At 45.6% G+C, this 14388-nt stretch carries 16 protein-coding genes; 5 read left to right on the forward strand and 11 right to left on the reverse strand.

Features of this window, described 5'->3' with window-relative positions; genetic code table 11:
* Window positions 1-55: 55 nt before the first annotated feature.
* Window positions 56-1294, reverse strand: coding sequence for an MFS transporter (locus L3V36_RS04195; RefSeq protein ID WP_102504358.1), 1239 nt, complete (start codon window positions 1292-1294; stop codon window positions 56-58).
* Window positions 1295-1400: 106 nt separating this feature from the next.
* On the reverse strand, window positions 1401-2084 hold the full coding sequence (locus L3V36_RS04200; RefSeq protein WP_208774465.1) for an SDR family oxidoreductase: 684 nt from the start codon (window positions 2082-2084) through the stop codon (window positions 1401-1403).
* A 173-nt stretch (window positions 2085-2257) separates the two neighbouring features.
* On the opposite strand from L3V36_RS04200, the gene L3V36_RS04205 reads away from it, so the two are divergent.
* Window positions 2258-3178, forward strand: coding sequence for a LysR family transcriptional regulator (locus L3V36_RS04205; protein ID WP_208774463.1), 921 nt, complete (start codon window positions 2258-2260; stop codon window positions 3176-3178).
* 141 nt (window positions 3179-3319) lie between these two features.
* Here L3V36_RS04205 and L3V36_RS04210 read toward each other — a convergent pair whose 3' ends face one another.
* Window positions 3320-5347, reverse strand: a complete 2028-nt coding sequence (locus tag L3V36_RS04210) for an alkyl sulfatase dimerization domain-containing protein (RefSeq protein WP_237296603.1) — start codon at window positions 5345-5347, stop codon at window positions 3320-3322.
* Between the two features lie 237 nt (window positions 5348-5584).
* Window positions 5585-6424 carry a LysR family transcriptional regulator gene (locus L3V36_RS04215; protein WP_017091916.1) on the reverse strand — a complete coding sequence of 280 codons (840 nt, stop codon included), beginning with the start codon at window positions 6422-6424 and terminating at the stop codon, window positions 5585-5587.
* Between the two features lie 221 nt (window positions 6425-6645).
* Here L3V36_RS04215 and L3V36_RS04220 point away from each other — a divergent pair, with 221 nt between their 5' ends.
* The 4 genes from L3V36_RS04220 (at window position 6646) to L3V36_RS04235 (ending at window position 9445) form a co-directional block, all read left to right on the forward strand.
* On the forward strand, window positions 6646-7038 hold the full coding sequence (locus L3V36_RS04220; protein ID WP_017077078.1) for a GFA family protein: 393 nt from the start codon (window positions 6646-6648) through the stop codon (window positions 7036-7038).
* Window positions 7039-7067: 29 nt separating this feature from the next.
* The gene (locus L3V36_RS04225) at window positions 7068-7535 is read left to right on the forward strand and encodes an OsmC family protein (protein WP_004732693.1); all 468 of its coding nucleotides are present in this window, start codon (window positions 7068-7070) and stop codon (window positions 7533-7535) included.
* A gap of 122 nt (window positions 7536-7657) precedes the next feature.
* Window positions 7658-8890, forward strand: coding sequence for a PatB family C-S lyase (locus L3V36_RS04230; RefSeq protein WP_208774461.1), 1233 nt, complete (start codon window positions 7658-7660; stop codon window positions 8888-8890).
* A gap of 210 nt (window positions 8891-9100) precedes the next feature.
* On the forward strand, window positions 9101-9445 hold the full coding sequence (locus L3V36_RS04235; protein ID WP_004732696.1) for a ribosome recycling factor family protein: 345 nt from the start codon (window positions 9101-9103) through the stop codon (window positions 9443-9445).
* Between the two features lie 148 nt (window positions 9446-9593).
* Here L3V36_RS04235 and L3V36_RS04240 read toward each other — a convergent pair whose 3' ends face one another.
* The 7 genes from L3V36_RS04240 to L3V36_RS04270 all read right to left on the reverse strand — a co-directional run bounded on the left by L3V36_RS04240 (window position 9594) and on the right by L3V36_RS04270 (window position 14368).
* Entirely contained in the window at window positions 9594-9833 is a 240-nt protein-coding gene (locus tag L3V36_RS04240) for an RNA-binding protein (RefSeq protein WP_108099811.1), read from the reverse strand.
* Window positions 9834-9945: 112 nt separating this feature from the next.
* Window positions 9946-10620: an SDR family NAD(P)-dependent oxidoreductase gene (locus L3V36_RS04245; RefSeq protein ID WP_108099809.1), complete on the reverse strand. Its 675-nt coding sequence runs from the start codon at window positions 10618-10620 to the stop codon at window positions 9946-9948.
* A gap of 244 nt (window positions 10621-10864) precedes the next feature.
* A complete protein-coding gene (locus L3V36_RS04250) occupies window positions 10865-11128 on the reverse strand; it encodes a hypothetical protein (protein WP_004732701.1) in 264 nt (87 codons plus the stop codon).
* Window positions 11129-11458: 330 nt separating this feature from the next.
* Window positions 11459-12001, reverse strand: a complete 543-nt coding sequence (locus tag L3V36_RS04255; protein WP_108099804.1) for a DUF3833 domain-containing protein — start codon at window positions 11999-12001, stop codon at window positions 11459-11461.
* Complete coding sequence (locus L3V36_RS04260; protein WP_208774460.1) at window positions 11998-12585, reverse strand: chalcone isomerase family protein; 588 nt, start codon at window positions 12583-12585, stop codon at window positions 11998-12000. Before L3V36_RS04260 ends, L3V36_RS04255 begins: the two co-directional genes overlap by 4 nt.
* A gap of 3 nt (window positions 12586-12588) precedes the next feature.
* Entirely contained in the window at window positions 12589-13110 is a 522-nt protein-coding gene (locus L3V36_RS04265; RefSeq protein WP_208774458.1) for a DUF2878 domain-containing protein, read from the reverse strand.
* Window positions 13088-14368 carry a cyclopropane-fatty-acyl-phospholipid synthase family protein gene (locus tag L3V36_RS04270; RefSeq protein WP_208774456.1) on the reverse strand — a complete coding sequence of 427 codons (1281 nt, stop codon included), beginning with the start codon at window positions 14366-14368 and terminating at the stop codon, window positions 13088-13090. The genes L3V36_RS04265 and L3V36_RS04270 overlap by 23 nt, the downstream gene beginning before the upstream one ends.
* Between the last annotated feature and the right edge of the window lie 20 nt (window positions 14369-14388).

Here is a 14388-nt window from a genome sequence, read left to right on the forward strand (position 1 = left end):
GTGCCAATTCCAGTTTGATAATGAATTGGCACTTTGAAGTTACGGAATTCTTAAATTATTTAGCTTCTGTTGGTGCAAATATTGAGTTGCTTTGTGGTTTCTCGTTTCGGTTAGCTTTAGCGATTAAGAACAAGCCCACGATAGGAACCACAACGGCTGCGAACGGAATCATGCCTGCGCCTAGTTGGCTGTCGAGTACCATGCCGCCAAGGAATCCACCAAAGGCATTGGCTAAGTTAAACGCTGAGATATTCGCAGTTGCTGCTAGCTCTTGCCCTTCGCCACCGTGGTTCATTACTCGAAGTTGCATGGCAGGGACGTTGGCAAATGATGCAATACCAAAGACAAATGCAGCTGCAACGAAGAGGATTTTGTTGTCTACCACAAGGCCAACCACCACCAATGACACGATCATTGCGACAGCCCAAAACATTGAAGCTTTGCCTAGGTTTTTATCTGAAGAGCGTCCGCCCAAGGTGTTACCGATGATTAAGCCAACACCTACAATCACTAAGATCCAAGTCACTGATTCTTGACTGTAACCCGTGATGTGCATGGCGATTGGCGCAAGGTAGCCGTAAAGCGTCATGAAGCCAGACCAAGCAAAAGCGGTGATTGCTAAGCTGATCAGTAACATTGGATTTTTGAACGCTAGAAGCTGAGTTTTGATGTCCTTCGCTTCACTGTGACCGGTCGATTTAATTGAAGTCAGAATGGCAAGCATCGCGATAGTGCCAAGTGCTGCCACGGTAAAGAAAGTAGTGTGCCAGCCGAATTGCAAGCTGACCCATGTACCCGCTGGAACGCCAAGAACGTTAGCGAGTGTTAAGCCTGCGAACATTTGGCCAACGGCACGACCTGCCATTTTTTCAGACACTAAGTTGGTTGCAACAACCGCACCGATACCATAAAAAGGGCCTTGCACTAAACCTGCGATAACACGGCTGGCAAGTAGAAGTGGGTAGCTAGGAGCAAGGGCTGATAAGACATTACCGATGATGAACAGTGCCATTAAGCCAATAAGCACCATCTTCTTGTTAAAGCGAGCAAGGTAGATGGTTAAGATCGGTCCACCGATAACGATAGCCAACGCGTAAGCACTGATAAGGTAGCCAGCTTGGCCTTCTGTGATTGAAAGTGATGTGGCGATCTGTGGAAGAATGCCTGCGATAACAAACTCAGCCGTGCCGATTGCAAATGCAGCGAGTGTCAGTATCCAAACTTGGAATGGAATCTTTTCTTTATGGGTAGTTTCTTTATGGATAGTTTCTTGGTTGACGGTTTCTTGTTTCATGATGATCTACCTATGTAAATTCTTGTTTGTTAGGACGTGAGATACACGCCCTAACGATTGTTCTTTATGTCTTTGCTTCTTTGCTTCTTTGCTTCTTTGCGGAGTGTTAGCCGAGTAGAGCGCCGCCATCGATGTCGATGATTGACCCAGTGACGTATGGGTTATTAATTGCGAACAGGTAACCCATGGCTATCTCTGAAGGCTCGCCAACCTTGCCTGCGGGTAGGCTGTTTTTGGCGTTGTCGTACATGCTTGTACGAGCGGAATCGTCCATGTTTTTGTAGGCTTCCGTCATGGTTAAACCCGGGCTAACGGCATTGACTCGAATGGGTGATAGCTCTTTCGCCAGTATTTTGGTTACGCTTTCTAGTGCGGCGTTGATGGCGGTTTTTACGTAAGTGCCTGCCACAACCTTGCGTGACAACATGCCAGTTGTGAACGTGATAGACCCATTTGGTGTCATGTAACGAGCGGCATGTTTGGCTACGTTTAAGCTTCCCCAAAACTTAGTGTCAAAAGCTGTCTTAGCGTCTGCGGTTACTACGTCTGTTACTTTTCCTGCGGGAGCGGATGAGCCAGCCGTTACGATTAAGTGGTCAAACACGCCAATCGATTCGAAGTATTCACAAATCGACTTTTCATCGGTGATATCAACGCCTGTGTGTCGGCTGGCAATATGTACCGTGTTGTTCTCGTTTCTTAGTTGCATCGCTAGTGCTTTGCCGATACCTGATGTGCCACCAATGATGACGAAAGTGCGTTGCTCTTGTTTAGTCGATTCGTTAGTCATTCTCTGAATTCCTGCGTTGTTCTGTTGATGTTTGCCATTATATTTATTCGACTAAATTTGATAATTGGTTAAAATATAAATTCATTATTCGGTTAAGCTGAATAGTGTGACTGAGTATTCAAATCGAGCATTAAGATCGAGAAGTAAGACGAAGAGGTGGAAGCGAGAATCGTATGGATAAGTTTTCAGATATGGCGATGTTCGTCAGTATTGTTAAGCATCACGGGTTAGCTGCGGCTGGGCGAGAGTTAGGGCTTTCTCCTGCGACCATGACAGCAAGGCTGCAGGCGCTTGAAGAACGATATGGTGTGAAGTTGTTGAATCGAAGCACGCGTCATGTGTCTTTGACTGACTCTGGGGAGCTGTATCACAAGGCGTGTTTGGAGATTTTAGACAACGTCAGTGAGGCCGAAAACCTGATTCAAAATGGTGTAAAAGAAGTCAAAGGCTCGCTAAAAATCGCCGCGCCGAAAGACATCGGAAAGCAGTACATTCTTCCTATACTTTCGGAGTTTTGTCAGCAGTATCCGGACGTTATTCCTTACCTGTATTTGAACGATAACCTCTCGAACATTGCTGAATCTGGCATGGATATCGTGGTCCGTTATGGTGAACTGGTCGACAGCAGTTTGATATCCAGACGCTTATCGCCAAGCCGACGCGTGTTGTGCGCTTCTCCTGAATATCTTGCTAAACATGGAACACCGTTAACACCACAAGATTTGGTCGAACACGACTGTTTAGCCATGCTGCGTAGCAATGAAGAGCTCAAGACATGGCACTTCCAAGATAATGATATGAAGAAGTCGGTGACGGTTGTGCCGAAGCGATTTTCAGACGATGGCGAAGTGATTCGCTACTGGGCATTAAAAGGTGAGGGCATTGCGCTTAAATCGGTGTTGGATGTGCAAGACGACATCAATAACCAACGCCTTGTGACTCTGCTTAATGGCTACATGAAAAACTTCAATACCGCGATGTTGGTGTCGAGCGCCGACTTGAATGTGGTGTACATCAGCAAGAAATATCAGCCGAAGCGTATCCGACTGTTTTTGGATTTTCTGTTTGAGCGCTTTGGCGATTACGTCAGCTAGAGTCGTTAATTTCCGAGTTAAACAAGTAAAAGAAATACAACGATGGCAACCGCTAACGCCCTTGGGATAAAAGTATCTTTGTCTATCATGGGCACCTCTTATCGTGCCTCAAATGAATGAGGCACGGGTTATTTATTGGGGTTAACGAAGGTGTAGGTAGAACGGAGAGAAGGTATCAATCACATCAACCAAACGTTGAAGTTGCTTGATATCGCCCTTGGTTGCTTTCGCTGTTGATTCTTCAACATTGATGTCTTTGACTAAGAACAAGTGAACAAGGTCTTGTTTTGACATATCGACGGTGAGATCGGCGTTCTCAGAGCTAAAACCATTGTCGACAGCCATTGTGCGGTTAGACACGTTGACAAGGTATGGGCTTCCATCCACAACAAGGTTGATGACGTGCGTCTCGTTGGTGTTCAATTGCTCGGCTATTAGGCGAGTTGGAATCAGTGACATCACATCATCGGTTGGTGCCTCAACGAACTTGCTGGCATCGCCAAAAAAGTTCATTGTATCGAGTACGCCATCTAGTTCTCCGCGAAGCTCTGCTGCACCTGTGAGTGCCCAGTGACGCCAACCCGGGGTCGATTGTTCCCAACCCCAACGCTCTAGCGCAACGGCTTTTTGTCCACGAGCATACATATCGTTGTGATCGACTCGGATAACATGCGTTAGGATCTGCATCGCTTCACCGTACTGTTGTTTCTCGATCATGCGATCCGCAGCCTTTCTAATGGCGTCTGAGCCACCCATCATATCAACGTAAAGTTGCGCCATGTCTTTGTGTGCAGGCTTCGCAAGCTCACTGGCATCACCATTGAACCAACCAACATTACCCGCATAGATATTGGCAACATTTTGATATTCTGAGCCACGCAACGGGCGAAGGTAATCGTGATCTTTGAGTTCTTCAGGCAGACGGATACTGTCCGAAAGCTCATGCATGGTATAGCCTTTGTTGATATGGCGAACCGTTTGATCTTGCATGTAGCGCAGTGAATCCGCGTAGGCTTTCATTACATCTTCAACACGCTCTTGGCTTACTGCAGAACGGCCGTGGTGTAGGGAAAGCGTTTTTGGCTGATAGCGGCGCATGCGGTCTATAGAGTCTGCCCATTCAAGGCCGTCACGGTACTCGGTACCACGAATGGTGTAGAGGTTTGGAATGGTTTCACCTTGAATGGTATCGCCACCGACCATGTCTCCCGTTTCATGTACATAGAGTGCAACACCATCTGGCGCTTCTCCTGGGGTGTGGAAAAACTCCAATGTAAGGCCATCTACCTTCATGATCATCAGATCGTCGACTAAGATATTTGGCGCGAAGAAGGATTTGTTTTGTGATTGCATCACGATGTCTGCTGGGTAGCCAACACCTTGGTTTACCCCTTTATCGTAGTCATTGTTATGAGGGATAAAGGCACCAAATGCATACGCGGTTCGAATCGACTGTTGATTAAGATAAATGCCAGACTCTTCATTCATTTTCTTCTGGAAATCAACATGAGCGATGACATTAATTTTGCCAGATTCGAAGTCTTCACGCGTTGCTAGCCCCTCGGTGCCTGCCCATTGATCTGGGTGGTGGTGAGTATAGAAAATCGTATGAACCTCACGTTCGTCTCCAGTTGCGTCACGGTAAGCCGACAGCATGGCTTCACCGGTTTCAGCCGTTGAACCAGCGTCGATAATGATCAGTCCTTTGTCACCCTGAAGGAAGGTGATCGAAGCTCCCTCAAAGCCAAATGCGTTGTACATGCGGTCTGATAGCTTAAAGATCACAGGGTTGGTCATTGCTTCTTCCATCGCTGCTAACTCTGGATGAATTTTGCCTTCTTGCAGCGCCTTTTCCATGTTTTCTTTGTTGTATTCCGGCGTGAATAGAGGTTCACCTCGCCAGATTATTTCTGGGAATGACCCCGCTAGTTTTGTCGAGGCATTTTCAGATAAAGGGAAGTAACTTTGCTGCTCAGCAGACATGGTTGGAGAGAGAAACTCAATGCCATTGGCAAACGGGTCATAGTTATTAGAAAGCACAACATCGTACTCGCTCATATCGAATGAGTGGTCATGGTCGCCGTGAGTTAAACGCTCTGATGCGTGATGAGAGTGAGCCATCACATTGCAAGACGCTAAGATTGAGAGAGCAATAATGGTTTTTTTCATAGTGTTACCCTGGTTCTGTATTTCGTATGAATCAGACTCAGAATCCATCCTGTTTCGTCGTTCTTCAAAAGTTGAAGGATACGAGGGTGTGTAATAGGCCTCGTTGATGACGATATCTTAGGCAGTTTTTAAGCGGCGAACCATTGGGTAGTAACTATAAAACACATAGATTTTTTCTATGTAATTTGGTTTATTTTGCCTTTATTTACGAATTATCATTGCTTGCATAGTTTTTGTTTATTTCTTGGAAGGTGGCGTTAGATGCTTTTTGATGTGTTCTCGAACTTGAGCATGTCGCTGATCTTGAATACTGCGTTTGTGATAAATCATTTTCATTTCGTAGTTACGCAACGCAAATGGCGGTTCGAGGACTTTTAGCCCTAGCTCTTCTGCTAAATTAAACATGGACTCACTGACAATGCACACCGCGTCAGAGTTACGAGCGTTCAGCAGTAGATTCGATTGACCGGAAACTTCTCGAACCACGTTACGCTCAAATGCCTCTTCAGTTCGGGTTTCTAGTGCGCTTACATTTTTGTCTTTTAGGCGCAGCATGATGTGCTCGGCGTTTTTGAACTGCTCAAGGGAGATGGTATCGCCAATCGTTGGGTGGTCTTTACGACACGCAAGTGCGAGCTTTTGGGAGCCGATCGATTCGACAATAAAGGAGTGATCAGTAACAGAGATGTCGTCGACAACAATATCCACCTCTCCGGTTCTTAGTTTGTCCAAAATGCTGTATTCGATGGCGGGAGTTTCAACAAAGTAGACGCCTTCATAGCCAGGGAGTGCCTGCATGATCACTTCTGGGCAGCAGATTTTTAGCTTTCTCTCTTCTTTAAATACTGAGTCGAGCCGACCTAATATTTCTCGGCATTGCTCAGCAAGATAATGCGCATCTTCTGTCGGCTGAATTGAACGACTAGTGCGATAAAACATGATCTTTCCGCTCTGCTCTTCAAAGTTTTTGATCGCGGCGGTCATTGATGGCTGAGTCATATTCATATGTTCTGCTGCTTTAGAAATACTCTTGAAGTCATAGGCTGCGAGAAAGTGTTTAATCAGATTGAGATTCATATAGGTGTGCCCTGTAGAAAGAGATTAAATAGTTTGAATACGACTCAGTGATCGTTGTGTCGATGATGGTAGAGTCAGTGGTGCCGAGATTTAGCTTAAATTATGTGTTGAGAACATGCGCTATATATTTGTTGGAAAACACATTTTTTTACCAAAATAACAAATCACGATATGATGGGTGAAAAGTAACCAGCAACCAGTAACTAGAACAAGGAGTGCTCATGAAACAGGTCGGAGATACGGTTATCAAACCTTTTCACAAGGCAACCTGCCATTGCGGTGCGGTTGAATTAGAGCTTAGCTTACCTAACGGGATAGAAAAACCACGTCGTTGTGATTGTTCTATCTGTCGTCGCAGGGGAGCGATTGTGGGCTCTGTTGCGCTAGATGGCATCAAGATCCTCAAAGGTGCGGAGCATCTTAAGCTTTATCAATTCAATACCAACACCGCGAAGCACTACTTCTGCTCAAACTGCGGTATCTATACCCATCACCAACGCCGCTCAAGCCCAAATGAATACGGTTTTAACATCGGTTGTTTGGAAGGGGTAAACCCGTTTGATATTGGTGATGTGGTGACCAATGATGGCGTTAATCACCCTGCTGATCGCTAAGTCGTTACACAATATAAAAGGAATTAATTATGTCTGAATATGGAGCGGTCATTCGCTGGCAAAAAGCGGAAGATGAAGCCTTTAGCGACAACCAATACAGTCGCGGTCATACGTGGGAGTTCGATGGTGGTATTACTGTGCCAGCTTCATCTTCTCCTCATGTAGTGCCACTGCCGTTTTCGGTGGAAGCGAATGTTGACCCGGAAGAAGCGTTTATCGCGGCACTTTCTAGCTGCCATATGCTGACGTTTTTGGGCATTGCCGCAAAGCAGAAGTATGTGATCGATTCTTATGTGGATGATGCAATCGGCGTGTTGGAAGAAGATGAATCAGGCTGCTCATCGGTCACTAAGGTGACTCTGCGACCTGATATTGTGTTCTCCGGATCTAAGATACCAACCGCCAAACAACTCGACAAACTGCATCATTTGGCGCACAAAAACTGCTTTATCGCGAACTCGGTCAAGACTGAAATTGTGGTCGAGATGCGAGATTAATTTTAATTAATCACAAGATTTCTTTAAAAGCTTCGTCCTTTTTATCTCGCTATCGTCTTAAGGGTATTCAGGCAATCCAGTTGATTGCAAAAGAACCAAACACACTATTTGAGGAACCCTCCATGACAGCGTTTAACAGTGCATCGAATTACGGTGAACATGCGTTTATCAAAAGCAAACCAGAGATGCTAGAGAGCATTTACAACACTGTCGATGTATTTCCTTACTGGGTTGCCGACATGGACTTTAAGGTAGCGGAACCGATCACTCAAGAGCTTAACCGATTGGTTGAGCGTGGAGTGTACTCGTATGAGTTTAACGAACAGGCGGTGTTTGAGGCGCTATCTCAATGGTATTCAAAGCGTCATGGTTTAAATCTGTCTTCAGACAAATTCGTTCAGGTTCCGGGAGTATTACCAGGCATCGCGTTGTTACTGCGCCAGTTTACCAACGAGGGTGATGGTGTACTTATTCATACGCCGGCTTACCATCAGTTCGCTAATTTGGTGAATAAAGCAGGTCGTCAGGTCGTGAATAGCCCGTTGATTAATGACGGACAGAGTTATCAGGTTGATTTTGCTGGTATGGAGCAACAGATCATCGACCAGCAAGTGAAGACGATGATTTTCTGCAATCCGCATAATCCGACTGGGCGAGTGTGGACACCTCAAGAAATTGAACAAGTCATCGAGATCGCTAAGCGCCACGATGTGCTGATCATCAGTGATGAAGTCCATTCCGACATTATTTTTGAAGGTCATTCTTTTACGAGCTTAACCAGCTTTGATTACGACAAGGTCATTGCCTTGATTGGCTCTCCGGCGAAAACCTTCGGCATGCATAGCATCTCAAATGGGTATGTGTACACCAACAATAATGAGTTATTTGAAGCGTTCAAAACCAATGTGGTGGCGATGTATCTCGACCATGGTAATGCGTTCAGCACATTTGCAACCGTGGCGGCCTTTGAGAAAGGTGGAGAGTGGCTAGATGGCATGTTGGTGTATCTGCAAGACACGGTGAAATGGATCACTGAGTTTGCGGAGCAGCGCATTCCTCAGTTAAAAGTCTTCCAGCCGCAAGGCACTTACCAAGTGTGGTTTGATTTCTCAGGCTTGGATTTTTCGGAAGAAGAGCTAAAAAATGTGGTGTTTGAACAGGCTAAAATGGGCTTAACCCCAGGAGGTTGGTTTGGTGCACAAAGCGCTAACTTCATGCGAATGAACATCGCCACATCACGTGACAATATCAAGAAGTCGTTTACTGCTTTAGCCGACGCGATTGATGGTTTTAAGCGAGGAACTGAGGTGAGTTCAAACTGCTGCGATAACGGCACTTCAAAAAGCTGTTGCTGATTAGCCATGTTGAATTGAAAACGCTTAGCTGTTGATGCTGAGCGTTAGGCTCTAAAGAACAAAAACCCGCGAGGCTGCTTAGTGCATCACTGGCGGTTTTTTTATGTCTGTGTAATCCTACGTACGGTTTTATTGAGTGACAGTTAGAAAGTACTGAGAGATAGGTAGCGATCTCTTGAATGGTAGGAATAGAATGGTTAGCAGAGAGTTATGTTTAGCGTCCCACTGAATAGTTTTGTACATCGTGTGAGTGATAAAAGCCAAGTGATGGCGCATGCTGCAGAATGTGGATGCCAGTTGAAGCGAGTTCGTCGTTCGCGCAATTGGCTGTTGGTCGCTCAAGAGCATCAACTCGTTGAATTTAAAACGATGTTAACTCACGAAAAAGACGGTTGGATAGCAATCGCAATCGACAAAGTGCTGCCTAAACCAGTGGTGTGTTTGGCATCTCTGTTGGCCGCGACACCCTCAATGACCGTCGCTCAACTGGTGATGGAATCTGGATGTTCAATGGCAGAAGCAAGGCGTGCCATTGATGAACATGAAGGGCTGTAGGCGTATTCGAATCGTGTGAAAAGAGAATCGCGAGCAGCAAAAAGCCCGTAACGATATTACGTTTTTCAGCGCAATATCGTTACGGGCTTTATCATCTGTGCTTGTGCTGCTTAAGCTAAGCCATGTGGCTTATAAAGCGTTTACTCGATTAAGAGTTAGCTAATTTTACACGAATCGTGTTGCTGCCAAGCTTTGACAAGTTCAGCTTGTTTAGTGCCGCTTTAGCTTCTTCGTGCTCTGGCATTTCAACAAAAGCAAAGCCTTTAGATTCGCCAGTTTCTTGGTCTAAAACTAGGCTGCACTCTTTTACTGAGCCGAACTCAGAAAATAGAACACGGATGTCTTGCTCTGCAGTAGAGCGCGATAGGTTACGAACTAGAAGTTTCATAATAAACCTTGAATATGAATTTACGCTGAGCATTGTCGCACACTTTCGTGCTCACCCTCACAAATAATTAGCGGAATAGCTCGGTTTACCTGTTTGCTGCTCTCATTAGCCGTTAACCGCGGTTTATCGTGATATCTGACACATATCCATGCTCGGTGTTGGTTAACGCCTGCTGCAGCATTTGAGCGGCTTCTTGAGCTGTCATAAAGCTTGAAGTATCCATCGCTTTGCCGCTGGTTCCCCAAAACTCTGTCGCCATTCCTCCGGGATAAACCGCAACGATTTTCATCGGGTGACCTTTGAGTTCCAACCTGACCGATTCGATAAAGCCTTTTACTGCCCATTTGGCTGCGCAGTAGGTGGACTCTTCTGCTTTAGCGCCTTGAGCCGCGGTCGACATCACAACAGCAATGGTGACGGGTTGATCTTTGTAGCGCTGCACAAGCTCGCGAATCAAAAAGATCGAAGACTCGATGTTGTTTTTCAGCATGTCGCTGATGGCGGCGGGATCTTGTTGTTCAATTTTACCGAAGTACCCACTGCCTGCGCTATGAACCACCAGCTTTGGTGTTTCAGGCAACGCATCCAATAACTCGCTCACTGATTGTGGATCACACAAGTCACAGGCTTGGCTAACAGTATTCGCTGGCAGGCTTTTTGCTAATTCAGCTAAACGTTGGGAGCTGCGGCCAGTGATCATTAAGCGCTGACGGCTGTTCGATGTGTTCGCATATTGCTTGGCTAAAGCTGCGCCTAAACCGCTGCTTGATCCGGTGATTAAAATCATGGTGACTCGGAATTGTTGAATTGAATCGAGATAGTAAGGCTTTGAATACCTGTTTGCTGAGATCTAAGACCAAGATGCAGAGATCCATGAGTAAGATCGATAAAACAGGGTTTGAGAAAGTCGTAGGAAGATAGGAAGATAACAAGAAAAGCAGAAAGGAAAAAATGCCTAAAGGTAAAGCTCGCAAAGGTAAAGCGTGTAAAGGTAAAAGCGCCGGCATAGAGCCAGCGCTTTTGAAATCAGATTACTCTTCGTCGAACTGTTTGGTCGTGAATGAGTCTTCGATTCTGTTGAGTTCTTCTTGATCTTTCACTCGCTGTTCTTCTTGGCGAATGACTTTTGCTTCATTGAAGCGTTTCTTTTCCGACTTAGTCAGAAATTTTACAGCTTTCTTGTTAGTCAGTGCGTAAGCAACTACGTCTTCGCCTTTTTCTCTGCGGTCGTTTACACGTTGTGAGAAACGTTCATTGTCGCGAGCTTTACGCTCCGCTGAGGTCAACTTGCTCATGCTTTAAAGCCTTTTCAATTATTCATGGTAGGGAATCTACGCTTAGCGAAACAATGGGGAAGTGCTCTGAATTGGTGGAACTGTGTATCACATCCGCTCAACTGAGTTTAGCCCATTTGTATGCTGGTGGCGCATCTTAGCACAAAGGCTTGAGCATGCAGGTATGCTATTCGAGGGATTAAACAGAACAACCCACAATTTTCTGTTGTGGGTTGAGATTGCATTGTGGGCTGAGATTGTTTGCGGGCTGAGATTATATGGTGGGCTGAAAATGTCTTTTGGGATAACGGTTACCGTTGATGAAAATGGGAACAGGAAAGAGTGGTTAAATTAAATCTTCTCGATATATAAGATCACTTCGCCTACTTTAAAACCAAATTTAGACATCTCAGTTTTGTTGAACAAGCGTTTGTCGTCCATCAAGAACATCCAGTCGTCTAGCACCACTTCATAGGTGCTGCCGTCGACTTCGATTTCTAAGTCGTATTTCCAATACAGAGCAGAACCTAGAGTCTCGCCATAAGCGGTACCGACTACATCATTAGCTGTGCCCGAATAGGTGTTTTCGCCGGTTTTTAACAGGTTCCAAACGCGTGTTGAGCGTTCGCCATCAGCAAAAGAGAACCACTCTCTGATTTCTCCTTTGTCACCGTCCCAAGTCGCGACAAGCTTAGCGTCAAAACGGCGTAATAGGTTACCAGAGCGGTCGAGTACCATCCCGTAAGCCATTAGCTCGCCATTGAAAAAGGTTTCAAGCTTGAGCTCTGGCGTAGTGTCTACGTGGTTTTCTAAACTTGCAGAGCCACAACCCGCTAACCAAGTGAGTGAAACCAGTGCCAAAGCAAATTTTATTATTGTTGTTTTTGGATTCATTTGTTCAAACCTAATAGTTGTTTGCGTAGACCGGGCTCAGATGTGTTTTCAGATAACCAAATCGCGAGAAAGGCTTCACCAAATTGCTTGTCTTGGATGGTGCCGATGGGTTGCTCATCGAAATAGAAGCGACTTACGTTGTCTTCAGCAACTCGGATAGTCAGCGTGCTGCCTTCCTCAACGTTGGGCCACATTGCGTACAAAGGCTTCAACCAACGCTGGATATTGTTGTTGGAGTAACCAAGTTTGCTCCACTGGTCTTTGGTTGCGTCTACAAGGTCTTTGCTGTCAATTGCTCTGTAGTACTCAAGTTTCAAAGCACGCTCAGAGTTAGATGGAGTGGTGTAGAACTCTGCAGAATACAAAGTCCAAAACAAGTAACTCATCTCACCTTGGCCACGCTTGTTTAAATCATCGACAGCAGAAGCTTTGGCATTCCCGGTAAATAGGAGTGCTGCGCAAATGAGGGTTAGGGTGACTAAGCTAAATAGTCGGTTTCTTGATTGTTCGCTTGTTTGAGTGCGAACACGACTAAAATCGCTCTCAGATTTGAATGCTTGCGTAGGGTTGCGTGGAAAAGCCATAAGTCACCTCGTTGTTGCCATTTTGGGTTGTACTAAGTTGGAGTAAGCGGCCACCAGTAAGGGCAACAAAATCCCCCAACTTATTGCAAGGGCAGCTAACACCGATGCGTCTGGCCAAGTAGTCAGAAGGGCGCCTGCTTTGATGCCTCCCCAATAACTACTAGTACCTGCTACGAACCCTATGACAAACAAGATCACTTTCGAGCATTTTAAAAGCCAATTTAGGCTGTGGTTAAAACTGATTAAGAACATGATCCACAGGCAGACTAGCCACACTGGGAACCAAGATTGATTTGCAATTTCAGAGTCGACGGCAAACACGCCGAAGTGAAGTAAGAGGCTATCAAGCAACAGCCCCAATGGTAATAAAATGAGTATTTTCAGATCGCTACTGCGAGTAGGGGAGAGAAGGAAGTGAACGACCACAATCAGTGGCGCCACGAACGGGGCTTGCGCGGTAAAGAACGCGCTGCAAACCCAGGTCGCTTGAAACAGAACGAGATTAATAATCCAAAACCGTTTCATCTTTTGCTCCAAAGTAACGAGGTTTTCTAGCAACTAAGTGATGAGTACTGATCACGCGCTCTTTGAATGCACCTTCACAGTAGCAGAAGTAGAAGATCCACAAGCGCTTAAACTCTTCTGAATAGCCGAGAGACTCTAACTCTTCCCAACTGTTTTCAAAGGCGATGTTCCAATCATTAAGCGTTCGAGCGTAGTGCAGGCCAATGTCATCAATTTCTTGGACAACAAGGTCTGTACTGGTCGCGAGGTGTTGGGTCATCACTGAGACCGAAGGTAGGCAACCGCCTGGGAAAATGTACTTCTGAATAAAGTCGACGCCTTTGCGGTATTTGTCATAACGACTGTCGGCAATGGTAATTGCTTGAATCAGCATTTTGCCTGATGGTTTCAACAGAGAAGAACATTTCTCAAAGAAGGTCTGGAGATATTCATGGCCGACCGCCTCAATCATCTCGATAGAAACCAACTTGTCATACTCACCAGTGAGGTTGCGATAATCTTGTTTAAGCAGGGTGATTTTGTCGGTTAAGCCAAGCGCTTTTACTCTCTGTTCTGCAAGCGCGTGTTGAGCATCTGAGATTGTGGTAGTGGTGACATGGCATCCGTAGTGTTGCGCCATGAATATAGCTAAGCCACCCCAGCCTGTGCCTATCTCGACCACGTTATCTTTCACTGACAGCTCTAATCGCTCACAGATGGTTTTCATTTTGTTTTGCTGAGCTTTGGATAGGGTTTCTGCTTCTTCGCTGTAGATAGCGGAAGAGTATTGCATCGAGCTGTCTAGGAAGCGCTCGTACAGTTCGTTGCCAATATCGTAGTGCGCAAGAATATTACGTTTAGAGCCTTGCTCGGTGTTAGCATTCTTACGACGCAGCAATAGATTTTTGATGCGAGAAATCCATTGCGTTTTATCGTCAAGCTCGTCGAGTTGAGATTGATTTCGAGCCATGATTTGAATCACTTTGGTGAGATCTGGGCTTGTCCATTTTCCATCAATGTAGGCCTCAGATGCGCCAATACTGCCGTCAATCACGACATCTCTAAAAAAGGTTGCATCGTGAATCACGATTCGACCTTTCAAGTCGGCTTCTCGATCGCCGAACACCGAATGCTGGTCGCGCTCAATAATCTCAAGCGTCGCGAATTGCAGGCTTTCTAGAACCTTAAAGATTAAAGCTCGATATTTACAGTTGCTTGAAACAGCAACGGCTTTAGCTTGTTGTTCAATGTTGTTGTTTTGTTTGGCAAGCTGTTCCATGTAAACCTCGCTGATAACTC

It is taken from the genome of Vibrio sp. G-C-1, assembly GCF_021728015.1.
Taxonomy (GTDB): domain Bacteria; phylum Pseudomonadota; class Gammaproteobacteria; order Enterobacterales; family Vibrionaceae; genus Vibrio; species Vibrio splendidus.

What these genes read in the sequence shown, in the direction of transcription:
- L3V36_RS04195 (WP_102504358.1), bottom strand. Translation starts at nt 1,294, where the DNA reads ATGAAACAAGAAACCGTCAACCAAGAAACTATCCATAAAGAAACTACC.
- L3V36_RS04200 (WP_208774465.1), bottom strand. Translation starts at nt 2,084, where the DNA reads ATGACTAACGAATCGACTAAACAAGAGCAACGCACTTTCGTCATCATT.
- L3V36_RS04205 (WP_208774463.1), top strand. Translation starts at nt 2,258, where the DNA reads ATGGATAAGTTTTCAGATATGGCGATGTTCGTCAGTATTGTTAAGCAT.
- L3V36_RS04210 (WP_237296603.1), bottom strand. Translation starts at nt 5,347, where the DNA reads ATGAAAAAAACCATTATTGCTCTCTCAATCTTAGCGTCTTGCAATGTG.
- L3V36_RS04215 (WP_017091916.1), bottom strand. Translation starts at nt 6,424, where the DNA reads ATGAATCTCAATCTGATTAAACACTTTCTCGCAGCCTATGACTTCAAG.
- L3V36_RS04220 (WP_017077078.1), top strand. Translation starts at nt 6,646, where the DNA reads ATGAAACAGGTCGGAGATACGGTTATCAAACCTTTTCACAAGGCAACC.
- L3V36_RS04225 (WP_004732693.1), top strand. Translation starts at nt 7,068, where the DNA reads ATGTCTGAATATGGAGCGGTCATTCGCTGGCAAAAAGCGGAAGATGAA.
- L3V36_RS04230 (WP_208774461.1), top strand. Translation starts at nt 7,658, where the DNA reads ATGACAGCGTTTAACAGTGCATCGAATTACGGTGAACATGCGTTTATC.
- L3V36_RS04235 (WP_004732696.1), top strand. Translation starts at nt 9,101, where the DNA reads ATGTTTAGCGTCCCACTGAATAGTTTTGTACATCGTGTGAGTGATAAA.
- L3V36_RS04240 (WP_108099811.1), bottom strand. Translation starts at nt 9,833, where the DNA reads ATGAAACTTCTAGTTCGTAACCTATCGCGCTCTACTGCAGAGCAAGAC.
- L3V36_RS04245 (WP_108099809.1), bottom strand. Translation starts at nt 10,620, where the DNA reads ATGATTTTAATCACCGGATCAAGCAGCGGTTTAGGCGCAGCTTTAGCC.
- L3V36_RS04250 (WP_004732701.1), bottom strand. Translation starts at nt 11,128, where the DNA reads ATGAGCAAGTTGACCTCAGCGGAGCGTAAAGCTCGCGACAATGAACGT.
- L3V36_RS04255 (WP_108099804.1), bottom strand. Translation starts at nt 12,001, where the DNA reads ATGAATCCAAAAACAACAATAATAAAATTTGCTTTGGCACTGGTTTCA.
- L3V36_RS04260 (WP_208774460.1), bottom strand. Translation starts at nt 12,585, where the DNA reads ATGGCTTTTCCACGCAACCCTACGCAAGCATTCAAATCTGAGAGCGAT.
- L3V36_RS04265 (WP_208774458.1), bottom strand. Translation starts at nt 13,110, where the DNA reads ATGAAACGGTTTTGGATTATTAATCTCGTTCTGTTTCAAGCGACCTGG.
- L3V36_RS04270 (WP_208774456.1), bottom strand. Translation starts at nt 14,368, where the DNA reads ATGGAACAGCTTGCCAAACAAAACAACAACATTGAACAACAAGCTAAA.